Annotated in this window: 12 protein-coding genes, 3 tRNA genes and 3 rRNA genes; 8 read left to right on the top strand and 10 right to left on the bottom strand. The window is 61.0% G+C overall.

The annotated features are described in order from the left end of the window. Positions 1–114: 114 nt before the first annotated feature. The 6 genes from DVU_RS12120 to DVU_RS12095 all read right to left on the bottom strand — a co-directional run bounded on the left by DVU_RS12120 (position 115) and on the right by DVU_RS12095 (position 8,136). Positions 115–1,047 (bottom strand): magnesium transporter CorA family protein, encoded by a 933-nt coding sequence (locus DVU_RS12120; RefSeq protein ID WP_010939854.1) that lies wholly within the window; start codon positions 1,045–1,047, stop codon positions 115–117. Positions 1,048–1,508: 461 nt separating this feature from the next. Then, positions 1,509–2,015: a DUF1499 domain-containing protein gene (locus DVU_RS12115; RefSeq protein ID WP_010939853.1), complete on the bottom strand. Its 507-nt coding sequence runs from the start codon at positions 2,013–2,015 to the stop codon at positions 1,509–1,511. Positions 2,016–2,247: 232 nt separating this feature from the next. After that, positions 2,248–2,835: a TetR/AcrR family transcriptional regulator gene (locus DVU_RS12110; RefSeq protein ID WP_010939852.1), complete on the bottom strand. Its 588-nt coding sequence runs from the start codon at positions 2,833–2,835 to the stop codon at positions 2,248–2,250. Positions 2,836–2,907: 72 nt separating this feature from the next. Further along, on the bottom strand, positions 2,908–3,348 hold the full coding sequence (locus DVU_RS12105) for a response regulator (RefSeq protein WP_010939851.1): 441 nt from the start codon (positions 3,346–3,348) through the stop codon (positions 2,908–2,910). Further along, a complete protein-coding gene (locus DVU_RS12100) occupies positions 3,345–7,376 on the bottom strand; it encodes a response regulator (RefSeq protein WP_014524531.1) in 4,032 nt (1,343 codons plus the stop codon). Before DVU_RS12100 ends, DVU_RS12105 begins: the two co-directional genes overlap by 4 nt. Before the next feature lie 130 nt (positions 7,377–7,506). Beyond that, positions 7,507–8,136 (bottom strand): tetratricopeptide repeat protein, encoded by a 630-nt coding sequence (locus DVU_RS12095; protein ID WP_010939849.1) that lies wholly within the window; start codon positions 8,134–8,136, stop codon positions 7,507–7,509. A gap of 582 nt (positions 8,137–8,718) precedes the next feature. Between DVU_RS12095 and DVU_RS12090 the strand changes: the two genes are divergently transcribed. From DVU_RS12090 to rrf, 5 genes are all read left to right on the top strand, one after another. Then, a 16S ribosomal RNA gene (locus DVU_RS12090) occupies positions 8,719–10,267 on the top strand. A 72-nt stretch (positions 10,268–10,339) separates the two neighbouring features. Beyond that, a tRNA-Ile gene (locus tag DVU_RS12085) sits at positions 10,340–10,416 on the top strand. Positions 10,417–10,438: 22 nt separating this feature from the next. Beyond that, a tRNA-Ala gene (locus DVU_RS12080) sits at positions 10,439–10,514 on the top strand. A 148-nt stretch (positions 10,515–10,662) separates the two neighbouring features. Beyond that, a 23S ribosomal RNA gene (locus tag DVU_RS12075) occupies positions 10,663–13,592 on the top strand. Between the two features lie 102 nt (positions 13,593–13,694). Then, positions 13,695–13,809: ribosomal RNA gene (rrf, locus tag DVU_RS12070) — 5S ribosomal RNA — on the top strand. Together the 16S, 23S and 5S rRNA genes with 2 tRNA genes alongside form the textbook arrangement of a ribosomal RNA operon. A gap of 648 nt (positions 13,810–14,457) precedes the next feature. Here the strand turns inward: rrf and DVU_RS12065 are convergent. Next, positions 14,458–15,147, bottom strand: a complete 690-nt coding sequence (locus tag DVU_RS12065; protein WP_010939848.1) for an Hpt domain-containing response regulator — start codon at positions 15,145–15,147, stop codon at positions 14,458–14,460. Positions 15,148–15,255: 108 nt separating this feature from the next. Here DVU_RS12065 and DVU_RS12060 point away from each other — a divergent pair. After that, positions 15,256–15,342: transfer RNA gene (locus DVU_RS12060), tRNA-Leu, on the top strand. 131 nt (positions 15,343–15,473) lie between these two features. Here DVU_RS12060 and DVU_RS12055 read toward each other — a convergent pair. From DVU_RS12055 to DVU_RS12045, 3 genes are all read right to left on the bottom strand, one after another. Continuing rightward, the gene (locus DVU_RS12055) at positions 15,474–16,124 is read right to left on the bottom strand and encodes a response regulator (RefSeq protein ID WP_010939847.1); all 651 of its coding nucleotides are present in this window, start codon (positions 16,122–16,124) and stop codon (positions 15,474–15,476) included. A 94-nt stretch (positions 16,125–16,218) separates the two neighbouring features. Then, positions 16,219–17,184 (bottom strand): ABC transporter ATP-binding protein, encoded by a 966-nt coding sequence (locus tag DVU_RS12050; RefSeq protein ID WP_010939846.1) that lies wholly within the window; start codon positions 17,182–17,184, stop codon positions 16,219–16,221. After that, positions 17,181–18,281 (bottom strand): M20 family metallopeptidase, encoded by a 1,101-nt coding sequence (locus DVU_RS12045; protein WP_010939845.1) that lies wholly within the window; start codon positions 18,279–18,281, stop codon positions 17,181–17,183. The genes DVU_RS12050 and DVU_RS12045 overlap by 4 nt, the downstream gene beginning before the upstream one ends. Positions 18,282–18,517: 236 nt before the next feature. Here DVU_RS12045 and DVU_RS12040 point away from each other — a divergent pair, with 236 nt between their 5' ends. Next, positions 18,518–18,754, top strand: coding sequence for a FeoA family protein (locus tag DVU_RS12040; protein WP_010939844.1), 237 nt, complete (start codon positions 18,518–18,520; stop codon positions 18,752–18,754). Between the two features lie 31 nt (positions 18,755–18,785). Continuing rightward, the gene (locus DVU_RS16715) at positions 18,786–18,941 is read left to right on the top strand and encodes a hypothetical protein (protein ID WP_010939843.1); all 156 of its coding nucleotides are present in this window, start codon (positions 18,786–18,788) and stop codon (positions 18,939–18,941) included. The last annotated feature ends 77 nt before the right edge of the window (positions 18,942–19,018 follow it).

The raw sequence follows: 19,018 nt of genomic DNA, 5'->3' as shown, positions 1-19,018 counted from the left end.
GAGTCCGTCACTGAACGCAGAAGACCCCGTGCCATGTACGGGGTCTTCTTGCGGCAGTACGGGGCGTCAAGGCCGGTTGCCAGATATCGGGGGCACGCCAGCGCCGTGGCTATGTCACATCCACCGCTTCTTGGTGAAGAGCAGCCAGGCAAGGCAGCACAGCAGCAGCGAACTTCCGACCACGAACATGAAGGCATAGGGCGAATCATGCAGGGGGACGTCGATGTTCATGCCGTATGCACCGGTGATGATGTTTGGAATCATGAGCACGATGGTCACGCCTGTCAGCATCTTCATGACCGTGTTCATGTTGTTGTTGATGACAGAGGCGAAGGCGTCCATGAGGCCGCTGAGGATGTCGGTGTAGATGGTCGTCATGCCGATGGCCTGCCTGTTCTCGATGATGGCGTCCTCCAGCAGGTCCATCTCGTCTTCGCTGAGGTGTACAAGCCGCGAGCTGCGCAGCTTCTCCATGATGATGTCGTTGGCCTTGAGAGAGGTGATGAAATACACGAGGCTCTTCTCGATGCTGAACAGTTCGAGCAGTTCCTTGTTGCGCATGGATTTCTGCAATTCCCGTTCGATGGCTTCGGACTTGCGGTTGATGGCGCGCAGGTCGGAGAGGTAGGTGAGGGCGACCTTCTGCAGAAGCTGGATGGCGAGTCGCATGCGCTTGCCCGTATCAAGGGCGCGCACCTTGCCGTTGAGCAGGAATGTGACGAGGTCGCCTTCCGCTGCACAGATGGTGATGATGGCGTCGGGTGCGATGATGATGCCGATGGGCAGGGTGGTGAAGGGTACCTGCGGGTTCTTCTCGTTGGGCATGGGCGCACGCACCACCATGATGATGGCATCGTCCTCGACCTCGACCCGCGCACGTTCGTCGGCGTCGAGAGAGTCGGTCAGATAGTCGGCGGCGATGCCGTAGCGGTCTGCCACCTGCGACACTTCCGCGGCGGTGGGGGCGACGAGGTTGACCCAACAGCCGGGTTCGAAATCGTCGATGCGGTCGAGTCGACCGGAAATCGTCTTGAATATTGAGATCATGGAGCTACCCTCCGTACGTCAGATGACAGGGCATGCGTGCCCCGCTGCAACGCCCCTTGCGGAGCGTCTCCTACGGACGCGAAGTGAGCTTCACGAGTACGGGTCCGGGTTGCGTCCCGGTATGAAGAGCGGTCGCGCGGCCTGCAGCAGTCTTCTGCGCAGTCGCCGCATGTGGGCAAGGCAGGGTGTGGTCATGCTCCACCTCCGTCGGGACTCCGGCCCCACGAAGGCGGATGCGCCGTCGTGCAGGTCAGGAGCCGTTGTTGGGCATTCTTCTCGCAGGGGTCGACAAGCTAGGTCGACTGCTACTGTCGCCGGAATCCACGGCTTCCTCCTGTCCCGTCTGACGGGCAATGTGGTTGTGTCGGTCACTGCTTTACGTCCGTCGTGGGCGCTTGGCAAGCGACAAAAAGTCGTAACCCTGTCCGTGCTGTCTGGCTGGGGCGGTTCCGGGGGGCTCGTCAGCGTTGTACTCGCTGTCCGTACAGCGCGTGCAGTCGTTCGACCCGTGCGCGGTTGACGCCGAAGTCCCACCAGCCAAGCCGCGCCGACGACCGCACGTGCACGAGCGTGGAGTCTTGTTCTGCGGCAAGGTCGAGGTCGTCGATGAAGCCGAACACGCGGCTTCGGCAGAGGGCATGCACGCGGGCGGGGGTGCGCGTCTCTATGGTGCAGCCGGGAAGTTGCAGCACGGCGTCTGTCAGGGCTTCGGGGATGACGCCGGGTACGTCGCCGACGAACGCGGGGACGGTGCGCCCTTCAGGGGCGCAACCAGCGATGCTGGAGACGCACTTCGGGCTTGATGGGCAGGGAGGAAGCAGCGCAGGCACAGTGCCCTCCCTGTCGGAACAGGACGCCACGGAAGAAGCCGGGCGCTCCATGGCAGTGTCGCCGGAGGGCTTCGCCGCGAAGGAGCACGCGGCGATACCAAGACATGTCCCTGCAATGAGCAGTATCGCATAACGCATGGCAGAACCATCCTCGCTGGGGTCTCGGCAGCTTTGGGCCGTCTGTGTGGCTGGGCATAGACCATAGCATGAACGCGGCACCATACAAGTGGAAAGCGGGGCCGAAGGCCCCGCTTGATGGCATGCGTCGCAGGTGGAGTCAGGTGCGCGGTATCGTGTGCGCTGGCGTCAGGCGCGTTGGCGGCCGAGGGGATAGGGTCGTCGCCCCGACCGGAATCCGAGGCCCGATGCGTTAGGCGCGCGGCTTGAGGAAGTTCGTGCAGTTGTCGACGACATTGCGCAGCAGGTCGTCGCTGGGTTCGATGAACTGGAAGTGGATGGCACGCACGAGACCAGCCATGGTGCTCACCAGCATGTGCGCGGTATCGCGGGTGTTGATGTCCGCCCGGATGGAACCGTCGCGCTGTCCTTCCTGAAGGGCTTGCAGCACATAGTCGCCCAGATAGGTGTAGATGTCCTTGATGGCGAGAAAGACGTTGTCGTTGCGTTCGCCGTAGCGGGTCGGCGCATCACGGAAGATGAGGCTGAACTCCATACGGTTCTTCTTCACGAAGACATAGAACGACTTGATGATGGACACGACCTTTTCGATGCTGGTCTCAGGGGCGCGGACTTCGAGGTACTTCTCGATGTCGCTGATGAGCTGGTCTTTCACATTGCGGATGAGCGTGAGAAAGATATCATCCTTGGTCTTGAAATGGCGGAAGATGGTACCTTCGGCGACACCCGCCTCGCGTGCCAGCAGGCTTGTGGGGGTGTTGTTGAAGCCGCGCTCGGCGAACAGGCGGGCTGCTGTGGAAAGGATAGTATCGCGCTTCATCGGTATATTCCTTTAGTATGTTGCTGTGCCACAGTCAGGGCACGCAGTGATTACTCATCCGGCAAGAAGGGCTTACCCAGTTGCCGTGCCAAGGTCAATCCTTGAAGGATTGGCGGGCATGGCGGCAGGGGTGGCCCCGTCTTTCTCGAAGAGGCGGGTCATGAAGGCACAGAGTCCGTCCACGGCGGCGTCTTTCGTTATCTGGGCGTCGAAAGGCCACGGGGCGTGGGCTTGCGGGCGCGCATCCGCATGGGTGGCTGACAGCAGCACAAGGCGTGGCGCGGTGCCGGATGCTGCGTCGAAGCGTCCCCGGATGCGTTGGGCCAGTGTGCAGCCGTCAATGCCGGGCATCTGCATGTCCATCAGGATGGCATCGTACATCCGCCCTTCGATGGCCTCGAGGGCGTCTGCGCCGCACTCGACGGCGTCAACGGAATAATCGGCCTGTTGCAGCACACGTGTGAAGAGCAGCCTGCAAATGGCTTCGTCATCGACGATGAGCACGGACTTCATCGATCGGTGCCCTTGGTTGCGTGCGGCGCGGCGCGTAACGCCAGTGTGTTGCGTTCCACGGCGGCCTGCAGTTCGGGCAACAGGTCGCGTACCGCCTCGATGTCGTCGGCGGCTGCGGCACGTTCCACACACCGCGCGATGCGCTCCAGCACCCGAAGGCCGAAGGTCTCGGCCTTTCCGGCGATGCGGCACGAGGCCTCTTCGACGGCGAGGGTGTCGTCCTGGTCACGCCCGATGAGGGCGTCTTCAAGAGCCGCCTCGAGGGTGGTGACAAGACCGGGAACCAGAGGCGCAAGCGAAGCGTCCAGCAGTTCCCCGTGTGCGGAGAGCAGTGGCTTGCTCTGTCCGGCATCGCTATCAGAGGCGGTCGCCCTATCGTCGGACGCGTGTGCGTCGGCACTGGCGGGCTTGCCTGTATGTGTCACTGTGCGGGCTGCCTCCTCGGCGATGGCCGAAGCGCGAACGGCAGCCGAAAGATTGGCAGAGGCGCGGGCGAGGGCCGAGAGGTCGTAGCCGGGACGCCCGCTGTCATCCGCTTCCGCCACTTCCGTCTCGTCCGATGCAGGCGAGTCGTGGGCGGCGAGGCCGTCGTCTTCAGGTCGCTGGTGCGCCTGCGGCTCATCGTGACGGTGGGGCGCAGCGTGCGGCGATGCGGCTGCCGCGTGTTCATGCCCTGTATCCGCCACAGGCGGGGAAGCAGGGGCAGGCTGCTCACCGGAGAACGCTGTGCCGGGCTCTTCGGGCAGGGGCGCTAGACGCTCTGCCTTCTTCGAGGGCGTGGCCGGGACATCATCTTCGGCATCCTGTTCAGGGTCGGTGATGATGAGGTCGAGAAGCGGCAGGTCGTCCGCTTGGCTGCTTCCGGCGGGCGTCGCCTCACCGAACAGGTCTGGCAGCTTGGCGGTGCCTTCGGGCTTCTGCTCGTCTGCCGGACGCGGTTTGGGCGCTTGCGCCGGACGGTCCCAAGGATACCACGACTCGCCGTCGACTTCCCCGCGCTCTTCGGCCATGCCGGAAGGTTGCGCCTGATGGCTGTCAGGGGCTGCGGGGCTTGTGAAGTCGGTGCTGTCGAGTGTGGCGAAGATGTCAGGTGCCGGGGCGGGCGCGCCTTCCATGTGCAGAGGCCCGTCATCGACGTGTGCAACTGTCGAGGGGTGTCCTTCGTGCATTGGGTCCATGCCCGATGCCGACGCCAGCGTCAGTGGTGATGCATCCGTCGGCGACGGGGCAAGCCCGGTGCCGGAGGCTGTCATCCCGCCTGTGGCAAGGCTTCCGGCCCTCTCGGGAGTGCCGTCCAGCGAGAGTGTCGGCAGGTCAGGCGGCAGGGACGCCATTTCGTGTGGCGTGTCTGCCTGTGCCCGGTTTTCTGCCGGGCTTGGTGCGTCACTGCCTTCGGCCTCTGTCGAAGCAACGTCGGCCCCGGTCGCCGCAACCCCTTGAACGGGCAACGGTGCAAGACGGAGAACGGTCTCGCGGAGACTGGTGCGGGTGATGGGTTTGGCGAGGGCCTCGGAACATCCGGTCTGCAGCAGCCGGCGGCCCTGTTCGTCGTGGCTGACCAGTACCAGCAGAGGCACCGGGGCGAGTCCGAGTTCGCCTTCGAAGGCGCGGATGTCACTGACGGCGGTGGCGATGTCGTCTTCCGGCATGTCACCATCGAAGACGACAAGCCCCGCCGGGGCGCGACGGTACAGGCCCACGCATTCGTCGGTGCTGCGTGCCTCGAGCGTTTCGTGTGGAAGGCCTTCAAGATAGAAGGTGAGCAACTGCCGACTGCTGGGCACGTCGTCGGCGATGAGCACGCGCAACGGTCGGGGACGTGGGGCCGGGGCCGCAGGGGCATCCATGTCTTCCACCACCGCCGGGCGTGGTGCTGTCAGGTCGCCGGAGAGGGCGGTCAGGTGTACGGAGAACGAGACGGCAGTCCCTTGGGGGCCGCTGTCGACGTTGAGTGTACCGTTGCTGGCGGCGACAAGTTCCCACGCCCGCGTCAGGGCGATGGTGCTCCGGCGTTCGGGCGGGCCGCCCGCGCCCGTGTCGGTGACGGTGAAGAGCAGGTGTCCGGGGTCGGTGCTGTCGGGCACACGGCGGACGGAAAGGTGGATGGAGCCCTTGTCTGTGGCGCCGACGGCGCTTTCCACCAGCAGCCTGAGGGTCTCGTTCACGCGCTGGGCGTCTCCTTCGTAGACCTGCGCAAGATGGGGGGCCATGAACCACGACAGGGCCAGATTCTTGGCCTCGGCGCGTTCCTCGACGGCGTCGTGGGCGTCGCGCAGGCTGCGCTGCAGGTCGAAGACCGCCCTGCGTGACACTATGGCCTTGGGGCCATGGCTGGCCTTGCGAAGGTCGCCCGTGAGAACGCCAAGCTTCCGTGCCGCGTCGAGCGCGCTCTCAGCCTGACTGCGTGCCAGCGGAGGCAATGAGCAGTCGGAAAGTCCGGTCAACGCCTGCTGCAATGAGTCCATGGGCTGGCGCAGGGCGTCTTCCATGCGGGCGAGGAGGGCAGGGTCGACGTTGCGAGGGCCTTCGGGGGTGGCCCTGCCTGCTTCGGCGTGTCCGGCATGGTCTCGGCCAGAGGTGTCCTGTTGTCCCGGCACGAGACGTCCGCCCGTGTCGGGGAAGGAGAGGTCGGCCGTGTCCATGGGCGCGAGGGCGTCGAGTGAGAGTGGGCTGTCCGCAGCCGTCGGCGCCATGTCGGCGATGTCGTTGCTACGCTGTTCTTCAGGGGTGATGAGCCGCAGCCCCGGTTCTCCGGCCAGCGGGTCGAGCAGGTCGGGGCGGCTGGCAGCGGGATTGCGCCGGGTGCGGGCGTCGCGCCCAGGCAGGCCGGAGCGTTCATCCGTCTCATTGCGGGTGCGGGGCGTTCCGGCCCCGGCGATGAGCAATGCGCCGCAGGCAAGCCCCCACATGGGGCCGGAGGCGATGAGGGCCGCGGGCGCGGGGCTGCCGATGGCCAGCATGGAGAGCGACGTCCCGGCGAGGGGCGCGAGGCATCCGGCAAGGAAACGCCGTGCACCGGGCAGACGCCGTACGACGGCGGCGAGAGACGTGGGAACGAGCAGGAACATGAACAGCGGCCATAGAGGCAGCAGGCGGGCAGTCCATGCCATGCCGGGAAGCAGGGGCGCAAGCGCGAGCGCCGCTCCCGGAAGGGAAAGGAACATGTACTGACTGTCGAGCCGGGGGGCCGTCTCCCGGGTACGAAGCATGTGGCGCGCCACATGCGGGAGCAACATGAGGGCGATGCCCGGGGCGAGCACACCGGGCAGGGCAAGGGGGTCGATGACGCCCCTGGGTGTGGCAGGAGGGCCGAAGACGGCCTGCGTCAGGGCCGCGGCGGTGAAGAGGCTCGTCCATATGCGCCATTCGCCACGTTCGGTGATGCCGCGCAACAGGCAAAGCAGCATGACCACGCCCAGTGCGACCACGATGGCGGGTCGGGCCAGTCTGTCCATGGCCGTGGCTGCGTTGTGGGGCGTACGCAGCTGCGGTGCGAACCACGGGCCGGGCACCCCTTCGAGCTTTATATAGATGGGAATGGGGTAGCCCAGCGGGTCGGGCAGGGTGAAGACGTTGCGTCCTTCCGTCGCCTGTTCCTGCCATTCGACTGTCTCTGCGGGCCCCGGTCGCTTGGGGACATAGATATGTGCCGTACCCGGCAGGTCGTCGCCGAGGTCGAGCAGTAATTGCGCGGCGGGCATGTCTGCAGGGCGCGGGGCGATGGTCATGCGCAGCCATGTCCCGCCCGAAGAGCGCAGCGGAAATCCGGCGTCGAGCGGAGTGAACCCGTTCTGGTGTGACGGGGAGAAGACCTCGTCCAGCGTCAGCACGCCGGTCGGGTCGACGACGTACTCCATGAACGGGGCAAGGGGCAGGACGGAACGCAGACTCTCGATGCTCACCGGGCGCACAGCCGCGTGGCTGGCGGCAGGGAGCAGAACGCAGGACAGTATGACGATGGACGCGATGCGCGTGAGTGCGGCGATGGCGTAACGGGCGGGGCGTCTCAGGTGGAGAAGGTCGGGCATGTGCGGTGTCGCAGGTAGACCTTGCGGCCGTTGAGGTTGTCGATCAAATGAAAGGGGCGGGTCGTCGGACCCGCCCGGAACATACAGCAAATCGTCTCGTGGGGCGAGGGGGCTTGGGCCCCTCTCCCCGCTATTTCGCGGAAAGTTGCTTGATCATGGCGTCCAGGGGCGTGCCGTCGGGCGCCTTGGCCGCAGGGTTGGTGGAAAGCAGCTTACGCCACACGGCAAGGCCTTCGTCCTTCTTCTCCATGTCGAAATAGAGCACGATGCCTTTGTTGAACAGGGCGATTTCGTGCTTGGGGTTGATGCTGACGGCCTTGTCGAAGGCGGCGAGGGCCTTGTCGTGCTGGTGGTCGGCCCGGAACATCACGCCGAGGTCGGTGATGACGTCGGGGTCGTTCGGCTTGAGTGCCAGCGAGCGCTCATAGGCGCGGATGGCTTCCTTGGCCTGATGGGTGTCGAAGTACAGATGACCGAGGTGCGTCCATGCATCGGCATCCTGCGGGTTCTTGATGACAGCCTGTTCAAGTTCGAGGATGCGGTTCATCACTTCAGGCGGTACTTGCGAAGTTGCCTGTTCGCCTGACGGGGCGGATACCTGCTTCTTGGTGACCGGGGACTGACCGGGGGCAAGGGTGCTGGTGAGTACGTTGCCGAGGTAGAGGCCCGCAACAAGGGCGACCGCGACGGCCATGTAGAAAGTGCTTTTACGGACGAAGCCTTCCGGGGTCTCGGAAGCTTGGGTGGCTTTGGCTGGCATAGAGTCTCCGGCGGATGGTTCTTGAGGGCGGTTATGGATGGAATCTTGAGGCGAACACGGTCGTCATCGCTATGAGAATGGCGTTTGCCCCAGAGTGATAGCCGGGGGCGGGCTGTCGGGCAAGAGGAATGTCTGATTTGTCCAGTCCAGATGGTCGGACTGTGTTGGAACTCGGGATGCACCGTGCGGAGTGACTGCCGAGGCCAGTATCCTTCATTTTTCGAGAAGCCTGAACCGTTTGGCCCCAACGGTTTGCCATGCGCCGACGCTAGAAAATGCGAAGTTGCTCTAAAAAGTCGTTGACGGCGGGGCGTGAAAAGGCCTAGAAGGCTCCTCCGCGACGAGGACGGCCGCTTGGCCCACGAGTCGCACGATCTTTGAGAAACAGGTTCGTGACGCCATCGAAAAAAAGTTTCGAAAGGCGGTTGACAGCGAAGGCGAAGCGGGGCATAACGCCTCCTCGCCGCGACGGAAACGCGCGGCCTGTTTTTCGGTTCCTTGAAAAGTGAATAGCGAGTCGGGAGAATAGAAGATCAGCCTATTTGAGTCATGTCCCGAAAGGGATGTGGTCTCTCCAATTACTAACTGGAGAGTTTGATTCTGGCTCAGATTGAACGCTGGCGGCGTGCTTAACACATGCAAGTCGCGCGTGAAAGGACTTCGGTCCGAGTAAAGCGGCGCACGGGTGAGTAACGCGTGGATGATCTACCCATGAGTTGGGAATAACGGCTGGAAACGGTCGCTAATACCGAATACGCTCCGATTTCAACTTCGGGGGAAAGGTGGCCTCTGCTTGCAAGCTACTGCTCATGGATGAGTCCGCGTCCCATTAGCTAGTTGGTGGGGTAACGGCCCACCAAGGCGACGATGGGTAGCCGGTCTGAGAGGATGACCGGCCACACTGGGACTGGAACACGGCCCAGACTCCTACGGGAGGCAGCAGTGGGGAATATTGCGCAATGGGCGAAAGCCTGACGCAGCGACGCCGCGTGAGGGATGAAGGTCCTCGGATCGTAAACCTCTGTCAGGAGGGAAGAACCGCCACGGTGCTAATCAGCCGTGGTCTGACGGTACCTCCAAAGGAAGCACCGGCTAACTCCGTGCCAGCAGCCGCGGTAATACGGAGGGTGCGAGCGTTAATCGGAATCACTGGGCGTAAAGCGCACGTAGGCTGCTTGGTAAGTCAGGGGTGAAAGCCCGCGGCTCAACCGCGGAATTGCCTTTGATACTGCCGAGCTAGAGTCCGGGAGAGGGTAGTGGAATTCCAGGTGTAGGAGTGAAATCCGTAGAGATCTGGAGGAACATCAGTGGCGAAGGCGACTACCTGGACCGGTACTGACGCTGAGGTGCGAAAGCGTGGGGAGCAAACAGGATTAGATACCCTGGTAGTCCACGCCGTAAACGATGGATGCTAGGTGTCGGGGCCTTGAGCTTCGGTGCCGTAGTTAACGCGTTAAGCATCCCGCCTGGGGAGTACGGTCGCAAGGCTGAAACTCAAAGAAATTGACGGGGGCCCGCACAAGCGGTGGAGTATGTGGTTTAATTCGATGCAACGCGAAGAACCTTACCTAGGTTTGACATCCGGAAGACCTTCCCGAAAAGGAAGGGTGCCCTTCGGGGAATTCCGAGACAGGTGCTGCATGGCTGTCGTCAGCTCGTGCCGTGAGGTGTTGGGTTAAGTCCCGCAACGAGCGCAACCCCTATTGCCAGTTGCTACCAGGTAATGCTGGGCACTCTGGTGAGACTGCCCCGGTTAACGGGGAGGAAGGTGGGGACGACGTCAAGTCATCATGGCCCTTACGCCTAGGGCTACACACGTACTACAATGGCGCATACAAAGGGCAGCGATACCGCGAGGTGGAGCCAATCCCAAAAAGTGCGTCCCAGTCCGGATTGCAGTCTGCAACTCGACTGCATGAAGTTGGAATCGCTAGTAATTCGAGATCAGCATGCTCGGGTGAATGCGTTCCCGGGCCTTGTACACACCGCCCGTCACACCACGAAAGTTGGTTTTACCCGACACCGGTGAGCTAACCAGCAATGGAGGCAGCCGTCTACGGTAGGGCCGATGATTGGGGTGAAGTCGTAACAAGGTAGCCGTAGGGGAACCTGCGGCTGGATCACCTCCTTTACCGAATACGAAACTCCCGACTCGCTGCTCACTTTCAAGGAGCCGAAATGCTCTTTGCAAAGCAGAGCCGACGGGCCTGTAGCTCAGGTGGCTAGAGCGCACGCCTGATAAGCGTGAGGTCGGAAGTTCAAGTCTTCCCAGGCCCACCACGTCAGGCGACACGCACCAAGTGGGGGCGTAGCTCAGCTGGGAGAGCACCTGCCTTGCACGCAGGGGGTCAACGGTTCAATCCCGTTCGCCTCCACCATTTGGTGGACGACGGATGGCTCTTTGTCATGCGCGAATATGGTCGCAGTCACGAAAGATTCGTGGATGTCATCCAGGTTCGCGCCTGGCCTCGGCGGTAAGCCGAAGCTCATTGAAAATTGAATAGGGTTGGAAAGGAAGTTCGAAGAGAACAAGTTACCAAGGGCAACAGGTGGATGCCTTGGCGCTGGAAGGCGAAGAAAGACGTGGTAGGCTGCGATAAGTCTCGGGGAGGAGCCAAACATCCTTTGATCCGGGAATGTCTGAATGGGGAAACCCGGCAGGAGTCATGTCCTGTCACCCGCAACTGAACAAATAGGTTGCAGGGAGCCAACCCGGGGAAGTGAAACATCTCAGTACCCGGAGGAAAGGAAATCAAACGAGACTCCCGAAGTAGCGGCGAGCGAACCGGGATTAGCCCAAACCGGATGGTTTCGACCATCCGGGGTTGTAGGACCTCGATGTGGGATTGACTACTAGGCAGGAGAAGTGAGCTGGAAAGCTCCGCCATAGCGAGTGATAGCCTCGTATCTGAAACCGAACGTCACCCTAGAGGCACCTGAGTACTGCGAGGCACGTGAAACCTCGTGGGAATCTGGGAGGACCATCTTCCAAGGCTAAGTACTAACCAGCGACCGATAGTGCACTAGTACCGTGAGGGAAAGGTGAAAAGAACCCCTGTCAGGGGAGTGAAATAGAATCTGAAACCTGTTGCCTACAAGCTGTGGGAGCATCCTTGAGATGTGACCGCGTGCCTTTTGCATAATGAGTCAGCGAGTTACTCTGTCGTGCGAGGTTAAGCGAAAGTGGAGCCGTAGCGAAAGCGAGTCTGATAAGGGCGATAAGTACGACGGAGTAGACCCGAAACCGGGTGATCTATCCATGAGCAGGTTGAAGCAAGGGTAAAGCCTTGTGGAGGACCGAACCAGTAACGGCTGAAAACGTTTTGGATGACTTGTGGATAGGGGTGAAAGGCCAATCAAACTCGGTGATAGCTGGTTCTCCCCGAAATATATTGAGGTATAGCCTCGGGAAATTGTCTCGCGGAGGTAGAGCACTGACAGGGCTAGGGGTCCCACCAGATTACCAAACCCTTTCAAACTCCGAATGCCGCAGAGATGTACCCCGGGAGTCAGACGGCGGGTGCGAAGGTCCGTCGTCAAAAGGGAAACAGCCCAGATCGACAGCTAAGGCCTCCAATTCCATGCTCAGTGGGAAAGGTGGTGGAGTTGTTCAGACAGCCAGGACGTTGGCTTAGAAGCAGCCATCGTTTAAAGAAAGCGTAATAGCTCACTGGTCTAATGACTCTGCGCCGAAAATGTAACGGGGCTAAGCATGGAGCCGAAGCTTCGGGATCGTCCAGTACGATCGGTAGGGGAGCGTTCTCTGTGGGCTGAAGGTTTGCCGGAAGGTACGCTGGACTGCAGAGAAGTGATTATGCTGACATGAGTAACGATAAAACAGGTGAGAAACCTGTTCGCCGTAAACCCAAGGTTTCCTGGGTAAAGGTAATCTTCCCAGGGTTAGTCGGTCCCTAAGGCGAGGGCGAAAGCCGTAGTCGATGGGAAACGGGTTAATATTCCCGTACCTGTGCGTTCGCGCGATGGAGGGACGGAGAAGGATAAGCGAGCCGGCTGTTGGCTTAGCCGGTGCAAGTGCGTAGGCTTGGGGGAGAGGCAAATCCGCCCCCTTTAAGGCCGAGACACGAGTCCGTGACCGCAAGGTCTGAAGTCGCCGAGTCCATGCTCCCTAGAAAAGCTCCTAAGTATAGTGCGTACAGACCGTACCGGAAACCAACACAGGTGGGTGGGGTGAATAACCCAAGGCGCTCGAGAGAACTCTGGCCAAGGAACTCGGCAAAATGACCCCGTAACTTCGGAAGAAGGGGTGCTCTCTAAGGTGTAGGGTATACATCCAAAGCCTCGGAGAGCCGCAGTGAAATGGTGGTGGCGACTGTTTACTAAAAACATAGGTCTCTGCGAAGTCGCAAGACGACGTATAGGGACTGACGCCTGCCCGGTGCCGGAAGGTTAAGAGGAGGGGTCAGCGCAAGCGAAGCTCCGAATCGAAGCCCCGGTAAACGGCGGCCGTAACTATAACGGTCCTAAGGTAGCGAAATTCCTTGTCGGGTAAGTTCCGACCTGCACGAATGGCGTAACGATCTCCACACTGTCTCGGCCAGAGACTCGGTGAAATTGAAGTCGCGGTGAAAATGCCGTGTACCCGCAGAAAGACGGAAAGACCCTGTGCACCTTTACTATAGCTTGACATTGGGTTTTGGGCTTGCATGTGTAGGATAGGTGGGAGGCTGTGAACCCTGTACGCCAGTATGGGGGGAGCCATCCTTGAAATACCACCCTTGCAAGTCTAAGGCTCTAATCCCTACCCGTGATCCGGGAGGGAGACAGTGTCTGGTGGGTAGTTTGACTGGGGCGGTCGCCTCCCAAATTGTAACGGAGGCACGCAAAGGTTCCCTCAGCCTGATTGGAAACCAGGCGTCGAGTGCAAACGCATAAGGGAGCTTGACTGCAAGACAGACATGTCGAGCAGGGACGAAAGTCGGCGTTAGTGATCCGGTGGTTCCGCATGGAAGGGCCATCGCTCATTGGATAAAAGGTACGCCGGGGATAACAGGCTGATCGCGCCCAAGAGTTCATATCGACGGCGCGGTTTGGCACCTCGATGTCGGCTCATCACATCCTGGGGCTGAAGCAGGTCCCAAGGGTACGGCTGTTCGCCGTTTAAAGTGGTACGCGAGCTGGGTTTAAAACGTCGTGAGACAGTTTGGTCCCTATCTTCTGTGGGCGTAGGAGAATTGAGAGGGCCTGTCCCTAGTACGAGAGGACCGGGATGGACATACCTCTGGTGGTCCTGTTGTCGCGCCAGCGGCATAGCAGGGTAGCTATGTGTGGAAGGGATAACCGCTGAAAGCATCTAAGCGGGAAGCCTGCCTCAAGATAAGTTCTCCCCTCTTTTAGAGCTGAAGGGCCCAGGTAGACTACCTGGTCGATAGGCTGGAGGTGGAAGTGCGGCGACGCATGGAGCTGACCAGTACTAATAGCCCGAGCGCCTTGTTTTCTTCATAAAATTCCTTTCCACCCTATTTGATTCTATTTCGGTCCCGTGCGAAGTGGCGGCGTGAGCATAGCCAGCCTTCCCGGACGGTGACCAAAGAATCTGTCCTGGCGTCCATGGAGGAGGGGGTACACCCGATCCCATTCCGAACTCGGAAGTTAAGCCCTCCATCGCCGATGATACTGCGGGGTAGCTCGTGGGAAAGTAGGCCGACGCCAGGACTTTTCTTTTTCAGAACACAAGGGGCGGTGACCATATCGGTCGCCGCCCCTTCGTGCGTTCTGGCACCAGCCGCGCCGCCTTGCGAAGTCCACCCCCTCTGGGCCGCATGACGTCCCTCCTCGAGGCCCCCCATTGGAGCGTATCAAGCCCTCTGACCCCTTCGCCGACATCCGCTCGGAGCATCCCTCCTTGCCGCAGGATAGGCCCCTGTCTGGGCTCTCCCTCTGATGCCCTCTTTCTGCTGCGCCAAGCCTGCATAGCCTTGTTGGAAAGGCTCGCTCCTTGGCGTCAATATCAGCCCTATAAGCTGCTATCCGACTGAAGGATGAGGGTGCAGTCGGGACACCAGCTTCCCACTTTGACTGTGCAGACTTCATCAGAGTGGGTGAAGACAATATGGCGAACATTCCCCGGCATATCGCGGTAGCTATCTCGATAGAGAACAACGGCAGGTGCACACGGAAGGGCGGCTTGTCTGTGTCTCTTGAGGGAAGCGTGCGTGTCTATGTGGGCGGCCTGACCACACGAGGTGCCTTGGCGATGAACTCACGAGCGGCGCGCAGAGGTTCGGTCTCAGCGGCAGATGCCCCTCTGGACACTGCCGGGGAGGCCCAGAGTCCATTTGCGAGGTTCCGGATTGAGTCTGGCTATTCCTGGGAACATGTGCATTCGGCTGCGCAGCGGGTAATGGCTGCCGTGAGCCATTCGACTATCTGCCCGATACAGCCGGGGTCTCGTTCTTCGGTCGCGGCCTCCAGTGATTCGGCAGCGACAAGGACACTCGCAAGGTTGAAGTTCGCTGCGACACCACGCATGCCGTGGGCCTCAAACCGTAGCGCGTTCCAGTCCTGGGCCGAGAGAGCAACACAGGCCCGATGCACTTGCCCCTGCAGCGTTTCCACGACCTTTGGCAGCAGCCCTCGTAGTTCTTCGGGAACTCCGGCTGTCTGCGAAGTGTTCAACTGGCCTTGAACCAGTCGCAAGAGGCCTACAGTTGCGAGTGCTGTCATGATATCACCGATATGTAGCGGTTTTTCCACAAGCTTGTCGGCGATATCCCGTACATCCACGCCGGTATCAGCAGTGAGCATGATGATGGCGAGTGTATGCCCCATACCCGTAGCGATTTGCCGCAAGGCGATGGCGACCTCGCGCCCGTCCATGTCAGGCATGCGGTAATCAAGAAGTACGCCATCAAACTGCTTTTCCTTGTACAATGCGAGCGCTTCCTTCCCGCCTGCCGCCATTTCGATGGTACAACCGGGGAGCATCCTTTCAAGCCACATTGCAAGCAACGTCCTGTTGACTGCAACATCGTCGACGACGAGAAGGCGCATAGCCCCTCCTTGTATGGATTCAGTTTTGTCGTACGCTCTCGTTCAGAGGGAAGCCAATAGAAAAATTGCTTGCAAAGACCGGACATCAGGACTATACACCTCTCTCGCGCCGAAGTGGTGGAATTGGTAGACACGCTAGGTTCAGGGTCTAGTTGGGGTTCCCCAGTGGGAGTTCGAGTCTCCCCTTCGGCACCATCGGAAGCAAGGGTCGCAACGCAAGTTGCGACCCTTTTCCTGTCTGTTCATCACCTATGAATCATCCACAAAGAACGAGGCCCCTCGTACATGTAAGGGTACGAAGGGCCTCGTATCGTCTGCGATTGCTGTCAGGCAGGGACAGTCAGCCCGTGTTCGATGGCGAAGGTGACAAGTTCAGCCGTACTGGCTGTACCGAGTTTCCGTTTGAGGTTGGCCTTGTGCTTCTCCACGGTCTTGTGGCTGATGCACAGCTTTTCGGCCACCGCCTTGTTCCCGTGGCCTTCCGCCACCAGCTTGAGCACCTGTTTTTCGCGGTCACTCAAGAGGTCGAGCATCGAAGCCTCGTCGCGGCGACCGTGCCGGAGGAAGTCGTCGATGAGCAGGTCCGAGATTTCAGGGCTGATATACCGCCGTCCTGCCAGTACGGTCTGCATGGCCTGAAAGAGTATGTCACGCGAAGCGTTCTTCAGAAGGTAGCCATCCGCCCCGGCACTGAGCGTTTTGTAGATGAGGCTGTCCTTCTTGTGTGCCGTCAGGGCAAGGACCTTGGTTGTCTCGCGCCTGCGCTTGATTTCACGGATGGCCTCGGCCCCCTCCATGACAGGGAGTGTGAGGTCCATGAGCACGATGTCAGGGGCGTGCTTCTCGACAATACGCAAGGCTTCGATGCCGTCCGAGGCCTCGCCGACGATGATGAATTCGCCATTGGCGTCGAGCAGGGCCTTGATGCCTTCGCGGACGATATCGAGGTCTTCTACGATGACGACGGTAATGGGCATAGAGGCTGCACCGTGCTGAAGTTGTGAATGTGTCTATGATGCAATGTATAATTGGCTAGCCCTGAATTGTAAACCTTTCTTGATTCGGGGCGGCTCAGGCATGAAGCCAGCATCGAACCATCTGTTTTCCCAGAGTAAACAATGGAGGTGCTGCCGTTGCACAACGTTCGAAGGCGTGCTCGCACCGGTCTCGGAAGGCGCAGCCAGAGGGCAGGTCGTCCAGTGGAGGTACATTGCCGCGAATGGCCTCGAGTCGCGGTGAACGTTCGCCATGCACGGGCGGGGCCGACCGCATCAGCCCTCTGGTGTAGGGGTGCAACGGCGATGCGAAAAGCTCTTGCACCGGGGCGTGTTCGACGATGGCTCCTGCGTACATGACGATGACATCGTCGGCAGTCTCGGCCACGACGCCGAGGTCATGGGTGATGAGCAGTACCGATGCGCGGCCCGTGGCTGCTATATCCGAAAGCAGGCCGAGTATCTGGCCCTGAATGGTCACGTCGAGGGCTGTGGTCGGTTCATCGGCGATGAGCAGACGCGGGCCGCATGAAAGGGCCATGGCTATCATGACGCGCTGACGCATGCCCCCGCTGAGTTGGTGGGGGTAGTCGTCGTAGCGTGTCTCCGGCGAAGGGATGCCCACCTGCCGGAACAGTTCTATGGTGGCCTCGCGTGCCGCACGTCCTTTGAGACGCAGATGCAGCCGGAGTGCCTCCGCCACCTGGTCGCCTACGCGGAAGACGGGGTTCAGTGAGGTCATGGGGTCTTGAAACACCATTGCCATGTGGTGCCCGCGCAGGGCGCGCAGCCCGTTTTCATCGAGTGCGGTCAGGTCATGCCCGTCGAACTGCAGCCGACGGGCGGTGACGCGACCGGGGGCGGGCACGAGGCCGAGAAGGGCGAGGGCTGTCATGCTCTTGCCGCAGCCCGACTCGCCCACGATGCAGAGCGTTCTGCCGTGCGGCAGGGTGAAGGAGACGTCCCGAACGGCGTGGATGGCCCCTGCCTCGATGTCGAAGACGACGTCGAGGCCCTGCACCTCAAGCAGGGGTGTGGTCATGCCGTGCCCCCTGCCGTCCGCACGAATGCGGCGAGGGCCTTGTGGACCGTATCGAGGCTGTCCACAAGAAGGTGCTCATCGGGGCCGTGCTGGCTGGTCTCTCCCTCTGCGCCCCACACAACGCCCGGAATGCCATGTTCTGAAAGGAAGCGGGCGTCGCTCGCTCCGTGGGCGAACCCTGTGGACGCACCGGGGGCACAGGCCAGCAGTCTGTCAATCCATGGTGTCTCGCCGGAGTGGAAGACAGGCTCGGTGCGCGTGGCGACCAGTTCTCCGCGTATGGATTCCTGCATGGCAGCGAAAAGGGCCTGCGGGTCGTCGTGTTCGGTGTAGCGCACGTCGAGCCATGCCGTGGCGAGGTCGGGAACCTGATTGACGGCAGACCCGGCGCGAACGATGCCGAGGTTCAGGCTGCGGTGCCAGTGTATGGGGTCGGTGGGGTCGTCCTGTCCGGGAAAGAGTCGTTTCAGGGCCATATAATCGGCCATGAGGCATTCCACGGCATTGGTGCCGAGCCATGGGCGGGCACCGTGGGCGGCCCTGCCATGAGCGGTGAGCGTGCAGTCGATGATGCCCTTCTCCTTGGTGATGACCGTGGAGGGCGACCCGCCGTCGAGAGCGATGCAGAACTCCGCCCCCACATGGCCGAGAGCATGACGGGCTCCGTCGTAGCCTCCAGTCTCCTCGTCTCCGGTGATGAGCAGCTGCAGGGGCATGTCGTCCTGAGAGCGGCCCTGTGCGCGCAGGTGGCGCAGATGATCACGGAACAGCACAAGCGAGAGGGCTACGGCGTACTTGTCGTCGATGCTGCCGCGTCCTTTGAGCACGCTGTCGCTGAGGACGGGCTGGAACAGGGCGTCCGGGCCTTCCACGACATCGTAATGGGCCATGAACAGTAGAGGCGCGCGCTTCGACGCCGGACCGATGATGAGCGAAGTGACGCCGTTGTTGTCCACACGAGACGAGGCGATATCTTCTGCATCGCACCAGCGCATGATGTGCGCGGCGCAGCGGTCGCGCTCTTCCGGACGGGTGTCGGTGGACCGGTAGCGGATGAGGGCCGATGTGAGGGCGAGAATATCTTCAAGGCTGGACATGGCGTCTCCTTGTGGACGATGCCGCCGTCACGATTGAAGGGCTGGCGGCGTGTGGTTTGAGCGCTTCATAGCGCCATAGGCCCTGCAACGTCCAGCTTTGGCGAAGGCTGGCTGCGGCGTTGCGATGTGCTTGAGGATAAACTTGACAATCATTTTCATCGGGTGCATATGTGTGTCGTCTGCATCGGAAGATGCGGGTATCTGCCTTCATAACGTAGACATGCCAAGGATACGCCATGCGTTGCTGTTCTCTCCGTGAAGCTCCTGCCGGTTCGCGGGTTCGGGTCAACCGCCTCTGCGACTGCCCTCGTGACAGGGGCAGGTTGTGTGCGCTCGGAATCACCCCCGGTTCGGAGATAGAGGTCTGTTCGCAGGCCGGTGGATGTTGCGTACGTGTGCGCGAGTCCTCTTTCGTGCTGGGAGACTCGCTGGCTTGCACTGTGCTGTGCGAACCTGTGGCAGCGAAGGTGTAAGAAGCCCGGATTTCGGGCAGGAGGTATGATCATGACGTGGGATACAATGGTCGTCGCCGCCATCGTCGTGGCGGCTGTCGGCTATCTCGTGTGGCGCTATGCGTTCCGCAAGTCGGGCTGCGGTTGTGGCTGCGGAAGCGGCGGCACGGGTAGCGGTTCGGGCGGTTGCAGTGGCTGCCGGCACTGAGTCTTTTTTTTGGCATCATCATTGATAAAGAAAATCAATTGCGGGGAGCGTGGGGTTCCCCGCCAACGAAGGAGCAT

The organism is Nitratidesulfovibrio vulgaris str. Hildenborough (assembly GCF_000195755.1).
Taxonomy (GTDB): domain Bacteria; phylum Desulfobacterota; class Desulfovibrionia; order Desulfovibrionales; family Desulfovibrionaceae; genus Nitratidesulfovibrio; species Nitratidesulfovibrio vulgaris.
Note: the sequence above shows the minus strand (reverse complement) of the source record. Positions and strands in the feature narration are given on the sequence as shown.